Below are 20,358 nucleotides of genomic sequence, written 5' to 3'. Positions count from 1 at the left end.
TTCTCGCTCTTAACAAAGCTGAACTGTGTGTCATTCGACCTAATGCCATTCACCAAAATGCCTTTTTATACCACTGCATAGCTATGCTCGGGATACAGTGGCAAACAAAAGCATTTCAATGAATGAATTTTTGGGATACCGACATCAAAAGCATTTGTATGAATGTAAGAGGCGTAATCCACAAAAGGCATTCACGTGAATAGAGTGCGCACGAAACCATCTTGCTCAACGGCATTTAATGAATGGGCTAGCATGTACGCTTGAGTCAGAAAGGCATACAGATGAATAGTCAGGAGTTCGTTTGAAAAGTTACTTTTTTGCACATTAAGCCGAGATGTAAGACCAGTAGTAAAAGAAGCACTAAGCATAGCACTGATAAATAACTTATTTTTCAGCAGGTTATAACCAGTGCATACCAGATAGCTTTCAACCTTGTTTGGCAAGGGCCAGCTTAGGGCTTCTTTTGAAGATCTGAAATTGTATGTCGCGACCTTTCTTAACTTCTTGATAATCGAGATATCCGATAGATTCAAGTTCCCGCATTGCTTTACGAATTATCTGGTTTTGCGTACGAATAGGGGTTGTAAGAAGCAACCTTTCCCTCAACCGTTTCATATTAACGAACAACGTACCAGCTGGCATTGCTTCAAAATAAATATAGAGAGATTGCGCAGCTTCTTTTTTAGCCAAAATGTATAGAACCTGAAGGCTTAACAATGTCTTATGGTCGTAACGATACAGTTCCCACATAGAAGGATCCCCAACCAGCTCAACAGTATCGCTTTTTGGATCAATCATAGCCTTCTGCACCAGATGCGTTACTGTGAACCGACCACTACGAGAGTCTGAGAAGGCAAGCACTACCGATGCAAGGTTCATTAATGACTCTTTAAAGCGCGCACGAGTTCGTTTGTTGATGTTTGTTGAACTGATACCACACATCTTCGCAAACTCGTTAAAAGTCAGGCTAATCTTCTCGGAAGTAAAACCATATTTACTGAAAGCCATGATGATCCCGAGCCAGCACTTAAAGTCGGTAGACATAGATAGTTTGACACCAGTTATCTTGATGTCGTCATAACCCTCCGATCTTGCAATTTCCATACACGAAAGCTCATCAGAGGCATCAACTTCAAAGTTTCGGTCGCGGTTTTCTTTTGTGCCGACAGGGGTAAATACACTCAATCTCAGCAGGGCCACGGGCTGAACCGACTTGGACGAGTTAGGCGTCAGTTGATAAGTCTTACCTGATTCATTACTGGTTACGTCAAAAGGATGGATTAACTCGTTGTTTTTAATCATTAACTTAACTCGTCGGTGATAAGATTTTCATTTGGCAAACTGTTTATAACATATTCTTGCAAATGCTTTTTACGCATTTACCTAAATGCCATAAGCATTCCAGTAAATGCCTTCCTTATTCATTCAAATGCTTTTCGCATGCATCCGAATGCCGGATCCTTTCATAAAGTTACTATAATCAATGAGTTAAAGATGCCGTGATCTTTACTTGAACTCTATTGATCTTTAGTGATCTAAAGAATTGATCTAACCTGTTGAAAACAATGATAAGTCCATATAAAACAAGGAATAGCGCTCCTTTATCAATATCTACAGATCGCAAACGGAAATGAAAGTGGGTTTACTATCATTGTTTTATTCAAGACAGTTTTTATTTTAATTTTATTAAGCAAATTTTTTGAGTTTACCTTTTAGATGTATCAGCCCTATTTGGCAAATTTGAGGTTCATGTATCATGTAGTAAACAGGAGGAAGATATGAACAACAGCAAACATACAGTCATTGAAGTGGATACTAATCTAGTTGAAATTGAAAAGGGATTTAATCCCCGAGAGGCGGTAATCGGAGATTTGTGTTACGAACAAGAACCTGTCAAATCGATGATTGTGTCAATCAAACAAGCCTTTAAGGAAGGAAGGCAGGTTGATATGATCAAGGTCGTAAAAAGAAAAGGTAAATATTTAGTTCGTCAAGGTCATACTCGTTTTCATGGCTTAAAATTAGCAATTTCTGAAGGTGCTAATATTCCAAAATTATCTGTTATCTTAATCGATTATAAAAACGAAATTGAAGAATACCTTGAGAACCTCGATGGTAACAGAAGCAATGGGCTAAATCCGGTTGGGCAAGCTCATGCATTAGCTCATGCTGTTAGTCTCGGGTATTCGGTTGAAGAACTAGCAATGCGATATCAACGATCAACTACCGCAATTCGTAATATGCTAAAAATCCTTGATATGCCATTAGAGCTTCAACGTTTGATTAGCCTAAATCTAATCAAAAAAACGCTCGCCATTGAAATAATGTTAAAATATTCCAACGATCACAAAATGGTTTTAAAACATATAGAAGGTTTCTTACCTGGCGTTAAGAATATTGAGACTACAACGAGCAAAATTGTAGGCATACCTGAACACAATGCAGCTGGAGCAGGACCAGACACCTTAAATAAAGGCGGACCAGAAAAGAAAAATTCGGCAGTCACACGTAAGACTTTGGGTTTTAAGCGCCTCTCGCATAAGAAAACAGAACGGCTAAAATCTGAATTTCTTGAGCTTGTGGAAAGTACACATACGGAATCTATAACGAATACTCAAACAGAACTAAAATTTGGTAGAGATAGTGCACACTTGTTCAAAAATGTTGATAGTAAAAATGTAATATTTTCTGATGATGGTGTTCAAATAATCTTGAATGATGAAAAGCTAAATATTTTATTGTCTTTACTTAACGACGAAAATACAGCAATCATTCTTTCTAAACCAAAATTAGAAGAGCTTCTGGAAATTCGAGATCTCCTTAAGGAATAAAAAACCGAGGATTAGTTGAGTGATTAAACCTATAAAGCTGACTCTTATCGATAATTATAATGATTTGCTTCTAACTCATGAAGTCCTTAAACGCAACATGGAAGAGTTAGAACACGGTAAACGTTTTGACCAATTTCCTGAAGGGCATGACCACTATGAAAAAACTGTGAAAGAAGCTGTAGCAATCGTAGAGGCACGTTTGGAGGTGTTTCGAAAATGAAATCTCTTTTCTTTACTCTTGATGGTCATATGGTACCAGCCTCAGTGAATGTATCCCTTAACGGAGATGGAAATTATTATGCACCTATCGAAAGAGAATGTAACGAATGTGCGGGCACAGGCCACAAAGGGGCTGATGTATGTGAAAAGTGTCATGGGGTGCAAACAGTTGGACCCATTATTGAAAAATTAGTGGTACTAGAGCCAATTACCTTTCTCGATAACATTCCGGAACTGCGTGTTAACCCAACACTCGAAGCATGGAAATCCAGAAACCACGTACTTATTGAGAAAGCAAAAAAGGCTAACACTAAGTTTTCTAATAGTATATTGGCGCAACTAGACAATAACCGTTTTTTGACAGAACGCCAGCTGGATTGTTTCTTTACAACCTTTGATGTGATGTTGTCTGAAACTCCGGAAAATGAACAAGAAATTTTAAAACATAGCTACAATATCGGCCAGGTCATAAGCATTGAACTAACATTTACTGAAGTCAGGGCCGCGTACGCAAAAAGTAAAGGGAGTTATTTTTTTACATTTACTGGTAAAGTTAGAAATGACGGGATCGCTTTAACGGCCGATAAACAGGATCACATTTTATTGGGTGAACGTTATCATTTGACTGGAAAAGTCAGAAAATTCTATGATTTTGATTCGAAAAATTATGCTGCAATAACAGTTTTTAAGTTAAGTAAACTCCAAGACAGTTAAATGTTTTACTGCTTAAATATAGAGCCAAGACTTAAACTGTCGTTAGGACTCACTCACGTAATATTGTTGCTTACGCAATGGGTTTTATCCCTCATAAAGATCTGCGAGTATAAATCTTTTACATTTAAATTCCCCTCTATCACAACCTTTTCAATAGTAAAAAAATGATAATCTTATTAATTATAATTTTTAATTTTTTGTATACCAATACCATACAGTTAAGGCTAAAAGGTGATGATGGAGATGGACTTTAAAATGCACAATGATCTGGGTCTCGGTTTCATTTGTAAAAATGCAAGAACATCGTCAAAGCCAACGTTAAGAAAAGTTACTTTTCCGGTAAGCGCATATGAAACGTCTAAGCTTTCTTTAACCGGTTTTCAATGCCCCACAGCCTGCCGATTTCCTTTTTTTGTGCTATGCATGATAATCCATAACCATCTTTCGTCTGCATGCCCTATCAACCAAAATGAATGTTCAAATCATATATCGCAATTTTCTATCGACATTAAAGTACAAGATTGGCTTAGCCGTTCAAGAGTAGCGTTTATTGATTTCCATAATCTAAGAAATACAGATAAAACCACATTAATAACAGTGGAACATCTTGAAGCTTTACTTACTGTTATGTCAACTACTCTTGTCGCTTACGCTCCATATTCAAAAAAGAGACTTAACTTTAGCTTTCTAAATTCATTTACTTTGTCTAAAACTTCTCAAAGTTACACATTAACTTTCCCGGTAGTTCTCAGTCCGCTTTTAGATGCTCTTGGCGGTTTCATTCAGGAATGCATAACCGAAAAATTGTTAAAACGACGAAATTCGAATTTCATGGTTTACGAGTATCTTAAACGTTCAGGCCAGAGCTCTCATAAAGTGGAGGACATTAATAACGACTTACAGCTTAAAACTCTAAATATAAGACTTATGAGCGTCCTTACTGGGCTTTCTCAGCAAGGACTCATTTCATTTATTTGCGAAGGAAAGAGGGGCGACCGGAGAATAGAAGAGCTTCAGTTTATACCTTATGTTCAACGAACTCACCCTGAGGTATTAACTTTTCAGGAATGGATTAGCCCCGTTGATTAGAATTAACTCTATTTCAGCACGGCCAGTATTTCTGTTTCCGTTTTCCGTGTATTTGGCTTACTTCCTACGGATCGGTAAGCGCTGAGTCTGTGTATGACGAATCCACGCTCTTCATAGAGGCCCAAAGTGAATGGTGTCAGGCTATTTGATATCGCAACAGCAGCGCCTTTTCTGTGAGCGTCAACGAGCATATTTGCTAACAGCACGTGGTCGCTTTGGCTGAACGGTTTACCATCGTAACTGACAAAACTAGTTTTGCTTGTTTTGTCATATGGCGGATCACAATAAATCTGATCTCCTTCGCCGGTTGCGGCCAGAGTCTCCTCAAAACCAGCGGTGATCAGTTCAATACCTGAAAGACGAAATGAAAGGTAGTCTATTTTATTGAAGTCAAGCTTCAGTTCTGTATGTTTCCCCCAGGGCACTGAATAGATTCTTTCTGAGTTATAGCGGCACATACCGTTATAGCCCAGGCGATTCAGGGAGTAAAACAAAGCCGCTCTTTGAAGCGGTTGACCAGAAATACAGGTTTTGTTGAAACGGTCCCTCATCTCATAGTAGTCCTTTTCGACAAAGGTTTTATCCGCTAGGTTTTGGACCTGATTTATAAAGTTAGTTTTCTGTCTTTGAATAGTCCTGTATAGGTTGATCAAGTCTGGATTGCTATCTGCAAGCAATGCATTTTGTGCAAACATGTTCAGAAAAACGGCACCACCGCCTATAAAGGGTTCTACCCACCGGCAACTATGATCGTGTGGGTAGTGATGGCTGATGAAAGGCATCAGTTTCGTTTTTCCACCAGCCCATTTGATTATCGGCATGTGTCTGAGATGTCGAGTCAAAGTGTCTATACCTGAGAGAGAAATTTAGGTGCTGGTATCGTACCTAACCACGGGCTTTAACTAATAACTTAGGGAGCAAAAAAAAGTTGTTTAAGACGCACAGTTTTGACTTTCAGCATTGCGGATTTATAAGATTTTTCCTCACTGATACCTGAACTTTATGTTTTGGATTTATGTCTTTGTTTATGAAGCGATTTTGATGCCATCACAAGAAATGGGGAGCCCTCTTTTTTTGTGAAAAATCAGAATAGGCTCAAAAAGTACCTTTTTTGCGAAAAATTATGGATTTTTTTTTCGGTAGTATCCCCGCTACGCAGAAAGTAAGCAGAAAAATGTAACGGAGCCCCTATGAGTGTTTTACTGACAGAACCTACACAGCAAGCTAATGACAAGGTCTTTAAAACGGCCCATGTTGCCTTTTCAGTAGTTACTGGCACAGGTCGTTACGTCACTGGGCTTAAACAGTTCCGTGATGCAAACCCTGAACTTTGTACTGAAGTAAGTGACCAGAAAGCATGGGCTATCCACCCTTCAGTAATTCAGGTCACGCCAGGCTTCAACTCCCGCGAAATGGGAATGGGTGACGATTACTATAAGCTCCCTGAGGTTGAAGAACACATCTACAACATCAAGAATGCCTACATTCGAGGTGACTATGTAGACCCTATCCGAGTACGTGTCATTGATGGGGTACCTTTTGTTCGCCAGGGGCACTGCCGTTTAAAAGCCGCAATGATGGCATGTGATGAAGATCATGACATCACAATCCTTTGCGTTGAGATTAAAGAAGATGAAATTGGCTGTGAGCTCGCGACCATTGATGGTAACCGTGGTCTTGCGCTTTCTCCTGTTGCGCTTGGCGAGTCCTATCGTCGCCTACATTCTCTTGCTGGCTGGTCACTCGAACGAATTGCTCAACGTGAAAATAAAAGCCCGACGACCATCAGTTCTCTTATCCGCCTGACAACCTGTTCTGTTGTTATCAAGAAATGGATTCATGCTGACGCTATTTCGTATGTTAACGTGCTTTCACTGATCGATGAGCTCGGTGAAACAGAAGCAATTTCACGTATCAAGAAGATGATCGCGGAACTTGAGCAGGCCGATGCGAATGGCATCACGGTGAAAAAAACCCAACATGGTCAGGTACGAGTCAGACCTTCAGACTTCAAGCCAGCACGGATTCCGCCGGTTATTGCCACAAAAGCCGTAGAAGGCGTCAAACTCATCACCACCAGCTTATTACAGAAACTGGGGGATATTGAATTGCCGGAGATGACAGATTCAAGTGCTGACGAAGAAATCAACATTACGTTGAACCGCAGTACTCTGGAGATGCTGAGAAATCTTTCAAAAGAGATCACAGAATCAGAGAACAAGCAGCTTCGCCGTGCGGAGAATCGTCAGGCAAAACTTAATGGTGAGAAGCCAAAATACCCACGTAAAAAAAATGCTAAGAAGGCAGGGGAAGAGACCGATCAGGATACTGACCCACAGCCGGACGCAGAATAATTTACTTTTGGCAAAGTGTTGGTTTTGTCAGAGTCATTAAGGATTCAGGCTTTTTGCCCGCCTTTTTTAAACCTCCATGTATCGTTCTTGCCCCGTTTATGCGGGGCTTTTTTTTTGCTTCTTTCTATGAGTTGACATCTTTAAGTTTTATTCAGAGACATAAAAAACTTTTTCGTGTCACTGAACCTATTAGGTTACAGAGCGACGTTGCTATCCTGGTAAAAGTTTTTTCTAAAGGACCGGTAAAATGTCATCTCTTGATTCTGAAGCTAAACCCGATAATGCAGGTCACAGCGTACTGGCTTTAACAACCTCTCATAGCCTGGTGGTTAGCTCTTCTGAAACATTTCTTCCAGATATGCGCAAAGAGCTCGGCATTATCGCGGATCTTGTTGAGTCCTATAATGATGAACTCTGCTTGTTGAAACACATGGCTGTCCAGTTCAAAACCCACAATCACCAGAAACTTTATTCTTATCTCTCAGGCTACAACCACAGTATCTCTGAAGCGGATGCCTTGTTCGCGGAAAACGCTCTGAGATCTGAATACTGGAAACGCGTTATGGCACTCACTGATGTTTTGCCTATCATGTCGGATGCCAAACGTAACGAATGGGATAAGCAGTTTACGGCCGACCGCTATATTATGCCGCCTCAGGTGATCCCTGATTTCACAGCTGACGCTGTAGTAGGCACAGTCGTTGCTTTGCTTAATGACCGCAATCAATTTATTAAAGAAAGGGTTTACGACGTCTTCCAGTCTCTGAGCCGCAGTCATAAGACAAACAAAGCTTTTGGGTTCTCCACCCGCATGATCACTACCGGAGTTTGCGAGCCGTCTAAATACCCCTGGCAGAAATTAAGGGTGGATTTTAAAGAGTCTGGCATTTCACCACTGAGCGAGCTCCGCGTTATATGCGCATTCTTCCGTGGCGAACAGGTGAAGGCGATCCATAACACCAAATCATTGGTTGAGGCGTTGGTCGAACATGAGGGGTTCAGAAAATGGATCTGCATCGATGGCAACAGTATTCGTTTCAGGGTTTACAAAAATGGATCAATGCATATTGACGTCCACCCTGATATCGCCGAGCGGCTTAACAATATTTTATCAGCTATCGTACCGCTGGCATTACCTGCCGACCGCATGGCTCATAGCAAGAAATCTTTGGAGGCATTCCCTGTACTTAAGCAGTGCATCGACTTTGATACCCGGATGCAGCTTTCTGAACTAATGTTTAAAAATGACGGGGACAATAAATGGAGTTGCTGGACATCTTTAGGGTCTCTCGCCGAACGCAAATCTTCGAGTGTTGCCGCTGACACCCTTCGGTTCTTAGGGGCAACAGTAACAAAATACGATGTGACATTTTCCTATGATCCGTGTGAGGTTATTCGTTACATCGGCCAGATAGGGGAGATGCCTGATATTGTATCGCATCAGTTTTACCCTTCATCTTGCCGAATCAGCGAATATGTATATTCCCTGCTCGGTGCAGGGGAAGGGGATACCCTCCTGGAGCCTAATATTGGCCATGCGGATTTGCTTAAATCATTCCCTGCCGGTGTGATCGTTACTGGCATCGAGCTTGATACTTTGAATTGCCTTATCTCCCGGGCTAAGGGATACGATACGACAGAAGCTGACTTCCTCACATGGTCTAAGTCTAATCAACAGAAGAAGTTTGATTATGTCGTGATGAACCCACCTTTTGCCGATAACCGGGCCAGGCTGCATCTCCAGGCAGCTGCATCTCATCTCGCAGCCGGGGGATCTCTAGCAGCCGTTCTTCCATTATCTCTTCAGGGGCTCGATAACCTTCTGGGGGAAGAATTCCGGACGGAATGGATGGACGTTTTTGAGAACGAGTTTGAAAACACGACCGTTTCGGTTCGCATCCTGTACGCCGAACGTATTCAACAAGAGGAAGTCCTATGAGCAACCAACCCACCAGCCTGCCAGAAGAAGATATTGAGTTTGTTATGGATACCTTTCAGAGGAGCATGGGTAAATCCAAACCTGTCAGGGATACTCAAATAGAGGGCGAGAAACCGCAAAGTAAAGAGTCCGCAAACTCAACTGAAAACCCCGGTTATGAAGAATTCTTTTAATTACGCTCATGATATCCTGGTGCAGTTATTTAGAATGATATTTGAGGGATGGGGGACATTGTGATTAAAAGGCGTAACATTCGACGATCAGTTTATGGATTGCTTATTGTTCTTATCGCCGGAAATGTGTGGTTAGGCCTTAGAGCTGATAAAATTCATAAAGTGCGTTATCAGGATTTCTGGTCACCGGCAACTGTGATTAAAGTAACTGTAATGCCTTCAACGAATGAAATCCAGCTCAGTGGTAAAATCCCTAAATCGGTAAGAGTTTCAAACAATTATGTTGAGTACTCGTTACCGGGCACACTCTCGGACAAGACCATTTACCGAAGCGTGTTAGAAGATGAGATGCTCACTTTGCTTAATGCTGGAGGTCAACTTGAAGTTAAATACACTCTGGACAAGCAGACAAATCGAACTAAGGTATGCACTAAGTGCTTACGGGTGATTAAAGATATTAACCATCAATATTCAGCCACTGAGGTAAAGCATGGGCAGTCCTAAATTTGAAATTGCTGAGCAAATTAAAATGTGGATCGTTGTTTATCTAGTTTGCTTTTTAGCACTTTACTGTGTGTTAAGCGCTCTACATGCGCTTTATGATCCGCTAAATTTACCTGCCCTGACGTGGCCTATCAGCTGGTTCGTGGTGCCTGAAATGACAAGTTTTGGCAGTGCATTATTAGCTTTTGTCCTAACGCCAGGCCTTTGCTCTATAATTGCTGTTTTATTCGGTAAGTCTACCTTTAAAAAAGCTAAAACAAAAATATAGAGTTAATTAGATTGGTGGCTCAGGTTTATAAAACCTCTCACTAGAGAGGTTTATTTATTATTTTTGACTGAGATTAACAGCGTTTTCCATAAATGTATCAATAACAACCGTAAGAGACTGGCTGGTACCATGGCTATACTCAGGCCAAGGTAAAAAAGGATATGAAGAATACGCCATCAACATGATACTGGTTGGGCAACGCCAGTCCGTTGGAACACCTTTACTGTAATGGACAATCATAGCCGGGCGACTACAATCAATATCTCCAGCGTTTTTATCGAGTACGAAAGTAGCCAGAACGCCGGTGTCCTTCTGGGATACGAAAACAAGGCTGTCAGTAAAAATAAAGGCCATTAAGGAAGAGGCCAGGAAAGCGCCAGTAAATAAGGACTTCTTCTCTTTCCAAACGCGTCGAGCATATAACCCCATTAGCGCTACCGCTGAAACCATTCCGGACCACTGAGCACCCAAAGAAAAATCTGTTACTGTTTTAGATGTCATACTTTCATTAATAGTAATCATTGCGACAATGAATGGTGATGCAATTCCAAGTGTTGCTAGGACTATCAGCGATATTTCAGACCGGTTTTCTTTAGCGGATCCTTTACTTATTGCAGACATTGCTCTGAACATAACGAATGTACTGTTGAGCATCAGAAAACAGCATAAGAGCATGTATAACATTGGGTTTCCTCAACCTAGAAGTGATGGTTACCCTGTTATTTTACATAAATTTGACTCAACAGATGCTTTTAAAATCTCGCTTCCTTGAATTTAAAAACATATCAGCACAATTGGCAAACATAAAGGAGCAGCGTCTATCAAAAGTTACTTTTATGATTGGTTGAATACTCATTTTGAAGGCTAAAATCCAAAAAAGTGGGTACAAAAAGTTACTTTTGCGTCATCCAGATGCACTGCCGCCATTTTGCATTCTGTACGTTGGTTGCTTTCTCACTTGATGTCTCTTTTAACAGGCAAATTATCACTTTATCCGACCGGACCTTGTAGGCTGAATCCGTAGAATAAGGCTATAACCTATTCCCGGAGCATCATATGCGTAAAACTCTAATTGGCTGCATGGTTGCAACTGCCCTTGCTACTGTATCTTCGGCACATGCTCAGGTATTTAGCTACTCATTTACAGATACCAATAAGGCTGTTCGGAATATTAAGCCTGCAACACAAACATATCTTAATCCCGCTGGTGTTTTGACTCTGAACTTGATATCGGGTCTTGATCGGTACGAGCGAGTGACGGTCACACGAGACAGCGATAAAAAGGTTATGTATTCCTCCGTCTCGACCAAAACGAGCGTTGCAGATCGTATCGTTGCTGCCGATGGAACAGAATACTATGGAAAGGATATGGTTCTACCGGCGCTCGGAGAAGGGACCTTTACTGTAGTCAATGAAACTCTGGATATTCGCCAGACTGTAGTGAGCACATCTACTTATCATTTCATCGTTGATACAACTCCTCCACGCTATAAGAGTATTTATCCGAGTCAAAACGCAGGTTACGACATGGTACTTTCTGGGCCACTTTGGGAGTTGGGCCGAGGCGGTAGTGGCCAGTTTTCTATATTTGCAGACGGTATTGAGGATGCTAGTGGAATTGCCAAGATCCGTCTTGTCATTAAACGAAGTAATGGTTCTGTGGTCTCCGACAATAACCTGAGTTATGACACAGCCAATAAACGTGCGTTCTATCCGTGGATTAAAGATATGAACACCCAGGCTGGCATGCCCTCAAGTGATCTTGATGAAGAATTCACCTTCAATTTCATCGTTACGGACCTGGCAGGAAATACGCTTAACATTCCTCCCCAGCGGTTTTTATATGACGATCAAATGGGAGAATTTACGCCATTTGCAGTTCATGACTCACGTGTAAGCACCAGTGTTGTACCCGGCATTTCTTCGGGATACGTCCCGTTTAAACGAGGCCTTACAGTGCTGGAAAACCCCTACAAGTTGGTTATACGTATCCCAAGAACTAACTGGAAGCCATATCGAAATGGTGGCATGAGCATTACCAATAACTATGGCGGAGTACAGGTCCTTTCCGAAGATGCCACCTATGTCTACGTGGAAGTTAAGCTGCCACAGGGTGCCTTAGATGGAAACTACTATAGACCTGTGAATACATATCAATGGTCTGGAGGAGATCTTGGTCAGTATGCCAGCTGGCTCAACTGGGATCCTGCCTCTGTAAAGAGTCCGGCTTGGGGAAGTTCACCCATAGAACGACAAAAGGCTGATGGAACATGGTTCAACAGCGTAAACTGGAACCTGTTCAAGGCATCTGATATGCCTATAAAACTTACTAATATCCGGTTCAATGTACAGGCTAGGCCATATGATCAAAAAATCACTGGCGGAGCAACATGCAGTATTCCAGCTGGCTCAACAACCTGTACCGTCTCTTTGCCCCAGGATATTATAAATGGCACTACCGGCTATCTTCATAGTGGCTATGAAGTAAGGTCAACCACCGAAGCAACCTTCTTTGCCCCTATATGGGAGAATATAGCCTGGCATACACTGGGTCCCTCCGTCACTGGATTTGATTACATTGAAACCACCAACATTCTCCAGGTTTACGTGAATCAACCTGGAGATGGTTCATATTTCGACCATGTTTATGTAAATCGAGTTTGGTTGTCAGATAAAAACCGTAACAACGCAGAAATAAGCGTAACCGGCAAACAAACAGGTAGAAATATGGCGTCTGGGAACTACACGTATGAGTTCAACATGAAAGAGGTACCAGAAGGCAGTTATAACGTGGTAATTAATGCCCAAGATACATTCAACAATACCGGTAACCTCCCTTATCAAACTGTTGTCGTTGATAATACAGCACCATCTGTAAGTATTAGCTACGAAGGAAAACCGATCAGCAAAAACGTAACAGTATATGGGCTGGAGAACGTCCGTATACAGCTCACCGATGCTCTAACTAAACCATCCTTAAGCCGTATGACTCTTCGCGGTGGCCCTGTTTCTGATGCGGTGGAATTGTCTTGGGTGAATCTGGGAAACAACCTGTATGCACCTAATTATCCCAAGATCTTTCCGTCTCTTAATGAAGGCGAAACATACACTCTCACAGTTCAGGCCAAAGATGAGATGAACAACGTTAAAGAAAGCTCAGTCGAATTTAACTACCTTCCAAACAATCTCGTCAGGCTAGAGAATCTGAAAACCTTAGCTGTCAATGCTTCTCTCAAAACATCTGACAATACTCCTCTGGCTGTTCTGTATGCCAGCCAGCTGCGTAAAAAGGATGGTTCAATCGCTACAGGGCTTCAGGACGCAGTGCTTACTGTCCGTAAGGACGCTGCATTCGGCGTGACTGTAAATGGTGTTTCTGCGATGCCAGGTGAAAGCAAAGAGCTTCAACTGGATTTGGGGCTCGGGGACAGCCGTAGCTTTCCTATTTTCCCTGCTGTATCCGGCCTTACAGGCAGATCTGAGTTCATGATTAACATTGAAGAATTAAAATAAAGCAGGGCTGTTTTGCTGAAGCACAACGGCCGTCTTCTGATGCGCCGTAGCCCATGTTGTTGCAAATCAGTCCGACGTTCATTGCGTAAGTAACGCTTACTGCGGACCATGGTAGTGATTAGACTCACTACCATGGTCATTTCACCACATATCTTCTCTGCATTGCTCTTGTTGGGCAGACTAGTAACTCGTCACTAAATTGCAGCTTTTGTCTTGCTAAGTCGCTGGTATAACTGCACTACGAAATCGTCAAAAGATTTTATCCCTCATGTAGATCCAATAAATGATCCCAAAGGTGCCAGAGAGTACAAAGAAGATCCCGGTACGCTGTAGGCCGCATGGTTACTGGGCTGGAGCATTGTCACTGACAACAGTAGCGACATAAGTGACAACGGGAGTGACTTAAAAGACAATGGTAGAGACTATTTCGACGTTGGTAATGATTTTAAGTGACAATGGTAGTGAGGTTAGACTTAAACTTCCACTGTAAGGTAAGGTGACTCGCATTATTTAAATAAATTATTACTTTCAATTACTTGCGACACGAGTCTGCATGTATGCTTCTATTTCTCAAAAATTTATCCACCGAAAATGCCTGTGGCTGTGATTTAGCTTTGACGACAGTTTTTATCAGGGAGGCAAGTTGAGACCTGTATAAGAACTAAGCATTTATTTATCCCCATTTTCCACAAGGTAGTTCCAATAATTAGTACCTTAGTGTTCCTGATAGATCAAAAGAGATCCCCGCTGCCTCCAGGCCAGACGGCACAAGGCCTGAGACGTGATCAGTGACAACAGTAGTGATTATTTTGACATTGGTAGTGATTATTATAACGTTGGTAATGAGTTTTTTGACATCAGTAGTGATCAGAGCGACAATAGTAGTGACTTTTCATTAGATCTTTTTAACTTGATCTGATCCGTTGTTGATAAGAGTTGCAGGTCATTGTATGCAAAGAGTTTTTGCCAAGTTTTAATGAGTGGAGTCGTTTTTTTAGGTAGAACTTATGCACAGATATGGATCATCACAATGATCCATCCAGTGACATAGAGTTCGCTGGGGCTTACTATTCACCAATCTGTTTACACATTCAGTGATAACTTATTATGACTAAAGAGAAAGATACTGAGCAGCAGGACCTGGTCACCAGGGCTTTCTCTGTTAGAGAGAAAGAATCAGGTAAAGACATCATTTTGCGTCCTAACAGCAACCGTACGGTGCAGTCTATTGCTTTGATGCGGCTCGGGCTGTTCGTCCCATCACCAAAGAGTGTGGGGCGTCAAAATCGGGAATATAAAACGGTTGGCTTTGACGCAACGAAAGAGTTACAGACGCTCTCTTTAATGGAGAGCGAGGGGTTCACCAATATTTCAATTGTCGGTGAGCGTCTTGATATGTCAGTAGATTTTAAGACGTGGATGGGCATCATTCGAACCTATGCCAATCATCCGATTAACAATGACACGATAAGCTTAAAATTCACTGAATTCCTCAAGCTATGTACGCCTGAAAATTATCGCTCATCTACAGCGTCCAGAAAACGTATAGACGCCTCCTTACGCAGGTTAGCATCCGTTACCTTGTCGTTCACCAGTAATAACTCGTCCAAAGTCTATACAACGCATCTGGTACAGTCTGCCCTGTTAGACCCGGAATCAGATCAGGTTGTCCTTCAGGTTGATCCTAAGATTTTCGAGCTCTATCAATACGATCATAAGGTTTTGATGCAGCTGAAGGCAATTAAGGAGTTGGCCAAGAAGGAAAGCGCCCAGGCTCTCTATACGTTCATAGAGTCATTACCGCCAAATCCTATACCGATATCCCTTACTCGGCTGAAAAATCGTCTGAACCTCAAAACACGAGCAAATAGTCAGAATGCTACCGTGAGAAAGGCTCTTGAAGAGTTGGCATCGATAGGATACCTCCAGTACACCGAAATTAAGAAAGACGGAAAAGTATACTTCCAGATTCATAAGCGGGATCCCGATCTGAATTTGAACAATACTCAGCCTCCTTTAGAAGTGGTTGAAGATGAAGAAGAGAACTCAGGGTCTTCTGTTTTAGAAGGTGAGTTATGCCCACCAGCTGACCCGATAGACGGCGATGATGTTCTTACCGTCCATGATTTAACCGCTGAAGAACTGCGCTATATTCGTAGTCTTCGAAGCCAGAAAAAGAACAGCAACGCCAGCTAAAGTTAACCCGGCGGTTCAGGCTCCGGGTGCTAAATTACTTCTTCGATTTTCGTTAGTCCCAGCCCGCTCTTTCACGTCAACGGTAATGAGTCAAAAGTCATTACCGTTGTCATTGTTCTCTACCACCCTATGTAGATCGAGATTGCGAATTCAACGCTTTCTCCTGAGTCACCTGTTAACACCCGGTTTCTACGCTTTACTTCATTGGCCAGTACATCCAACGGAAAATATCGTAACGGGGTGACAATGGCAGTGAGTTGACCCACTCACTACCATCGACATTCAAATCCCGGCTTCTCTGGTAGCTATAGTGACAATGGTAATGATGTGTACCTTACTGGCATTGTCATTGTCCTCCGAGTGTGCGTTCAGCTTTGGGAGGACACCGGAACTTAATGCGGCGAGTCACGGCCATTGTGAATCTCGATTGGATTGGCGAATACGGCTTCCGGTTGGGCCAGATGTCAATGGTTATGCTTCATCCAGCTCATTACTGTAGTCATTGCCGTTCAGCTGAGCTGATGCTCCTCTCATTCTATGTGGCGACAACGGTAGTGAGCCCAGAAAGTGACTACCGTTGTCATGGCCGTCCAGTAGAGCGGGTCAACCTCTTAAATCACAGGGTGACAACGGTATTGAGCCCAGAAAGTCACTACCGTTGTCATGGACGTCTGGTTAAGCGGATCTACCTCTCAATTCACAGGGTGACAATGGTAGTGAGCCCAGCAAGTCACTACCGTTGTCATAGTCGTCCCGTTGAGCAGATCAACCTCTTAACTTACAGGATGACAACGGTAGTGAGCCTATTAAGTCATTACCGTTGTCATTGCCATCCAGAAGAGCGGATGATCCTCTCAATTCATACGGCGACAATGGCACTGAGCCCAGCAAGTCACTTCCGTTGTCATAGCCTTCCAGAAGAGCAGATGAGCCTCTTAATTAACAGGGTGACAACGGTAGTGAGCTCATTAAGTCATTACTATTGTCATGGCCGTACAGCTGAGCTGATCATCCTCTCAATTCACACGCCGACAATGGTAGTGAGCTATTAAAGTCACTACCATTGTCATAGACGTCCAGTTAAGTGGACCATCCTCTCAATACACACGGTGACAACGGTAGTGAGCCATTAGAATCACTACCGTTGTCATTGCTTTTCAGGTGCACTGATAAGGCTCTCAATAGACACGACGACAATGGCAGTGAGCAATTAGAGTCACTTCCGTTGTCATTGCTTTCAGCTGAGCTGATAAGGTACGTCATTTACACGATGACAATGGCAGTGAGCCAATCGAGTCACTACCGTTGTTAATGCCGACCAACCGAGGGAAGGGTCCGCTCAAAGAACTGAGTGACAACAGTAGTGAGATCATCCAATCACTACCATTGTCAGCTTAAACCTGTAGGACGAAGAGGCTTGTCCGATAAAATGACGACAATGGAAATGAGCCTATCCATCACTACCACTGTCATTAAAGTCCAGCGGTTCAACGTTAATCAGTAGCTCCGGATGACAATGGTTGTGAGTCAGGCAATTCCCAAGCATTAAGTGACAGCAGCGTAACACCTCTAAGCTCACTCCTGTTGTCAGGGGTTAGGGTATTGAGTCTCTACCGTCGTCAGTGTTTCTGAGACACCAGTATTGCAGATCACTACAATTGTCACTTAAGTATCGACGGGGGAATAGATGCAAGTGACTGGCTAACCAGTACCAGTTTAGATTCAAAACGATCCCATCTTTGTGGATGCACTTGAGTAAGCTCGTATGACGATATGTCAGAGAAGTGACAACGGGAGTGAGTTGCCGGACTCACTACCGTTGTCATCCCCGGTTGAAGGAAGAGGATCCCCGGGGCTGTATATTTACCGGGTATCCTTACTCAAGGGTTTCGACACTCACTCCCATTGTCGTAATCAACGAGTGTGCATTGTCTTTTAAAAGCATCGCTGGAAACGTACGATTAAAGTAACTTTTCTTTCGGTTCTTCCTTGCGAATCTCTGAAGACGTACTGGCTGATCGGAGTCAAGGAGGGCAGTAAAATTGAAGCCGTCAGTTTTACTGTCGGCTCCGGGTAGTTACTTCAACTCGTCGATCTGAATCATGAATTCTGAGGTGCCAACTTTCCCATTTTCGGAAGGATAAACGGGTAACAGAAGATTATCCCCCTGGCCCATATCTATTTGCACCTCAACTGACTCACCTGGAGCCGCCTGTGCCCCGTTAAATTTAATACCGAAGGCTGCATCCTTCCGCACAGTCAGCGTTGCGTTCTGGACCCCTTTAGCAATTTCTCCATTTGTCTTACGCAGAACGTTAGTGGACAGGTACGCAAGGGGTACGCCATCTGTCGTTTTGAGAGGCGAACTGACCGATAATGTGCGTAGATTATGTAACTGCACAAGGTTATTCGGTAGATAACTGAACTTCTGAGTATAGGTTTTGGTATTCGACTGACTATCGGCAACTGTTACGCTAATTGAATAATTTTCAGATGGTTCGAAATTTGGGAACAGCCTCGGATACTCAGGCATGTATGTATCTTTGCCTGCCGGTGACCACGTAAGCTCAACGTTATCAGCTGTGGGGCCACCTACGAGCTGAAGACGGGTTATCCTCGGGGTTGTCAGATTATCTGCCAGAGCGATCCTGAGGTTCTCCAGGCCGTACACTACCGTATCGTCTTTTACCGGCTTTCCGTCGAATGTTATGGCCACTGTCGGAGGAGTGTTATCCAGAGCAATTTCTCCGAAAGTTTTATTGGTCTGGTTCTGGAAGAAGTCCCTGATGTTGACCTCAACGTTGTATTTTCCTTCAGACTGACGGGATAAATCATAAGCAATCGTGTAGTTACCTGAGATACGAGATTTGATTACGCCTGTGGGTGACATCCGGGTACCGGTGTTCTTATCGGAAAGATAAAATTCCCTCAATGAGACCGAGTCGAACCAGTTACCATCGCCTTCAAGTGACGCCAGTACATCCAGCTGCTTGTTAGTCTCGTCATATGATATCGAGTTTATTACCGGCAGTTGTTTATTGTTCCAGCGTGTCATAATCCATTGCTCAGACCGCAAAATGGGATTGCTGATGCTGCGAACGAAGTAAAGGATCCTATTGTAGCCCTGGGTACCCAAGGCCATATCAAACGTCTCAGGCGCTTCACACGAGGTTTTTCCTGCCGGAATGGTGCAGGTCGCCTTACCGCCGATCTCTTGTGCAAAGGGCCGGGCTTCAACGTTAAAACGAAGTCGGGAAATTTTAATTGGCAGTCGTGATGAAGCCACACTCTCAAAATCCTTCCACTTAACCCAGTTCCCCTTATCATCGAGGAAATCTACCCAGGTACCCGCAAATGCAGGCGTTTGGTTTGCAGATGGGTTTAGAACGAGGCTGTATGACGGATAATACCCTCCCCACTGGCCAAAGTTCGCCATACGAGCCATATCCCCATTAATTGAGCCATAGGGAAGAGTCATTTCAACATAAGCATAAGTGCTGTCTACAGCTATCTCTTTGGGGGCGGAATATTGATTGATGAACTGAAGCCCACCTTCTGAATAAGCACGGTAGTTAGATTTTGGGATCCGGTAGACTAATCGAATAGGGTTTTCGTTAACGACCATACCGGCTTTGTAAGCCGGATAATTAGAAACCCCGGGTACGACGCTGGAAGACGTATTTGGATCATGAACGGCCCACAGTGTCATCTCACCCAGCGTGTTGTCGTAGCGAAATTTTTGAGTTGGCAGCGTTCGGCTATTACCTGCGTTATCGAAGATAACAACTTTTGCAGTAAAGTCTTCATCCAGGTTGCTGTCTGGTATTCCGGTTCCCTTAACTGAATTCTTAGAGTAAGTGTGGTACATCTTTTGGCCGGATACGTCATACTGCATCTGTGTAGTGCTGTAGAGGCTACCGTCCTGCCTGTAAATATATATTAGGCCCTTATCAATACCATTTGCATCACTTACGCCCGAAGAGGTGAAGTCATACTGCCCCGTTGCCTCTAATCCAAGCTTCCACACGTCACCAGCGGTAGAGCCAGAACCAGTATTAGCGGTAAGAGCATTTGCCGCTGGAGGGGTGACATCAATTAGCCAGTTATAGTTATAGGTCGCTACAGGCTTCTGATTGAGATCTAACACGTTTATCTGAACGACAAATTTGCCTTCACCCAAAGCAGGCAAAGTTACTTTTTTGCCGTAGAACTCACTACCGTCAGCAGCTGTTAGTCGGTCTGATACACCCGTCCGTGTAGTCGTAGTATTAAGAATGACAGTTCCAGTGTCTTTCGTGACTTTGACATTAACGAAACGATCAAGACCTGAAATAAGTGTCAAAGTTACCGGTGATGCCGGATTAAGCATAAGACGAGAAGACGGGGCGTGGATCTCAATACCGTTCGTGTCTTTAAAGGCCGATTCATATATCTGAGCTGGGGCCTGAACAGACATACCGAGTCCGGCTACAGCAGTAATAAAAGCGAGATGTTTCATTCTTATTCCCCTTTAGGTTTGGTGTTATTTTAAGCTTTTCCTAAAGGTCACTATGTTCGT

At 43.0% G+C, this 20,358-nt stretch carries 15 protein-coding genes; 11 read left to right on the top strand and 4 right to left on the bottom strand.

The genetic code is table 11. The features are described from left to right. Positions 1-426: 426 nt before the first annotated feature. Complete coding sequence (locus tag CKK19_RS10115) at positions 427-1,302, bottom strand: RepB family plasmid replication initiator protein (RefSeq protein WP_000594611.1); 876 nt, start codon at positions 1,300-1,302, stop codon at positions 427-429. Between the two features lie 476 nt (positions 1,303-1,778). Here CKK19_RS10115 and CKK19_RS10110 point away from each other — a divergent pair, with 476 nt between their 5' ends. The 4 genes from CKK19_RS10110 to CKK19_RS10095 all read left to right on the top strand — a co-directional run bounded on the left by CKK19_RS10110 (position 1,779) and on the right by CKK19_RS10095 (position 4,853). After that, entirely contained in the window at positions 1,779-2,831 is a 1,053-nt protein-coding gene (locus tag CKK19_RS10110; protein ID WP_225455112.1) for a hypothetical protein, read from the top strand. A 19-nt stretch (positions 2,832-2,850) separates the two neighbouring features. Beyond that, positions 2,851-3,051, top strand: a complete 201-nt coding sequence (locus tag CKK19_RS10105; protein WP_000594930.1) for a hypothetical protein — start codon at positions 2,851-2,853, stop codon at positions 3,049-3,051. Continuing rightward, positions 3,048-3,764 (top strand): zinc finger-like domain-containing protein, encoded by a 717-nt coding sequence (locus CKK19_RS10100; protein ID WP_000838219.1) that lies wholly within the window; start codon positions 3,048-3,050, stop codon positions 3,762-3,764. Before CKK19_RS10105 ends, CKK19_RS10100 begins: the two co-directional genes overlap by 4 nt. Before the next feature lie 234 nt (positions 3,765-3,998). Then, positions 3,999-4,853: a hypothetical protein gene (locus tag CKK19_RS10095; RefSeq protein ID WP_000970401.1), complete on the top strand. Its 855-nt coding sequence runs from the start codon at positions 3,999-4,001 to the stop codon at positions 4,851-4,853. Positions 4,854-4,861: 8 nt separating this feature from the next. Here CKK19_RS10095 and CKK19_RS10090 read toward each other — a convergent pair whose 3' ends face one another. Continuing rightward, entirely contained in the window at positions 4,862-5,674 is an 813-nt protein-coding gene (locus CKK19_RS10090) for a DNA adenine methylase (protein WP_001121574.1), read from the bottom strand. A 369-nt stretch (positions 5,675-6,043) separates the two neighbouring features. Here CKK19_RS10090 and CKK19_RS10085 point away from each other — a divergent pair, with 369 nt between their 5' ends. From CKK19_RS10085 to CKK19_RS10065, 5 genes are all read left to right on the top strand, one after another. After that, positions 6,044-7,207: a hypothetical protein gene (locus tag CKK19_RS10085; protein WP_000114860.1), complete on the top strand. Its 1,164-nt coding sequence runs from the start codon at positions 6,044-6,046 to the stop codon at positions 7,205-7,207. A 247-nt stretch (positions 7,208-7,454) separates the two neighbouring features. Continuing rightward, the gene (locus CKK19_RS10080) at positions 7,455-9,146 is read left to right on the top strand and encodes a DUF4942 domain-containing protein (RefSeq protein WP_000096325.1); all 1,692 of its coding nucleotides are present in this window, start codon (positions 7,455-7,457) and stop codon (positions 9,144-9,146) included. Next, positions 9,143-9,319: a hypothetical protein gene (locus CKK19_RS10075; RefSeq protein WP_000070862.1), complete on the top strand. Its 177-nt coding sequence runs from the start codon at positions 9,143-9,145 to the stop codon at positions 9,317-9,319. Before CKK19_RS10080 ends, CKK19_RS10075 begins: the two co-directional genes overlap by 4 nt. Before the next feature lie 60 nt (positions 9,320-9,379). Next, complete coding sequence (locus tag CKK19_RS10070) at positions 9,380-9,823, top strand: hypothetical protein (protein WP_001805248.1); 444 nt, start codon at positions 9,380-9,382, stop codon at positions 9,821-9,823. Continuing rightward, a complete protein-coding gene (locus tag CKK19_RS10065) occupies positions 9,810-10,091 on the top strand; it encodes a hypothetical protein (RefSeq protein ID WP_000535423.1) in 282 nt (93 codons plus the stop codon). The genes CKK19_RS10070 and CKK19_RS10065 overlap by 14 nt, the downstream gene beginning before the upstream one ends. Positions 10,092-10,148: 57 nt before the next feature. On the opposite strand, the gene CKK19_RS10060 is transcribed toward CKK19_RS10065, so the two are convergent. Then, positions 10,149-10,775: a hypothetical protein gene (locus CKK19_RS10060; protein WP_000966518.1), complete on the bottom strand. Its 627-nt coding sequence runs from the start codon at positions 10,773-10,775 to the stop codon at positions 10,149-10,151. 372 nt (positions 10,776-11,147) lie between these two features. On the opposite strand from CKK19_RS10060, the gene CKK19_RS10055 reads away from it, so the two are divergent. Continuing rightward, positions 11,148-13,604 carry an Ig-like domain-containing protein gene (locus CKK19_RS10055; RefSeq protein ID WP_001232713.1) on the top strand — a complete coding sequence of 819 codons (2,457 nt, stop codon included), beginning with the start codon at positions 11,148-11,150 and terminating at the stop codon, positions 13,602-13,604. Between the two features lie 1,107 nt (positions 13,605-14,711). Further along, complete coding sequence (repHI2, locus tag CKK19_RS10050; protein WP_000159528.1) at positions 14,712-15,800, top strand: IncHI-type plasmid replication initiator protein RepHI2; 1,089 nt, start codon at positions 14,712-14,714, stop codon at positions 15,798-15,800. Between the two features lie 2,077 nt (positions 15,801-17,877). On the opposite strand, the gene CKK19_RS10045 is transcribed toward repHI2, so the two are convergent. Beyond that, entirely contained in the window at positions 17,878-20,298 is a 2,421-nt protein-coding gene (locus tag CKK19_RS10045) for an Ig-like domain-containing protein (RefSeq protein ID WP_000681217.1), read from the bottom strand. Positions 20,299-20,358 lie beyond the last annotated feature (60 nt).

The organism is Enterobacter sp. CCUG 70166, assembly GCF_020224095.1.
Lineage (GTDB): Bacteria > Pseudomonadota > Gammaproteobacteria > Enterobacterales > Enterobacteriaceae > Enterobacter > Enterobacter intestinihominis.
The sequence above is the reverse complement of the archived record's forward strand: the minus strand, read 5'-3'. Positions and strand labels throughout refer to the sequence as shown.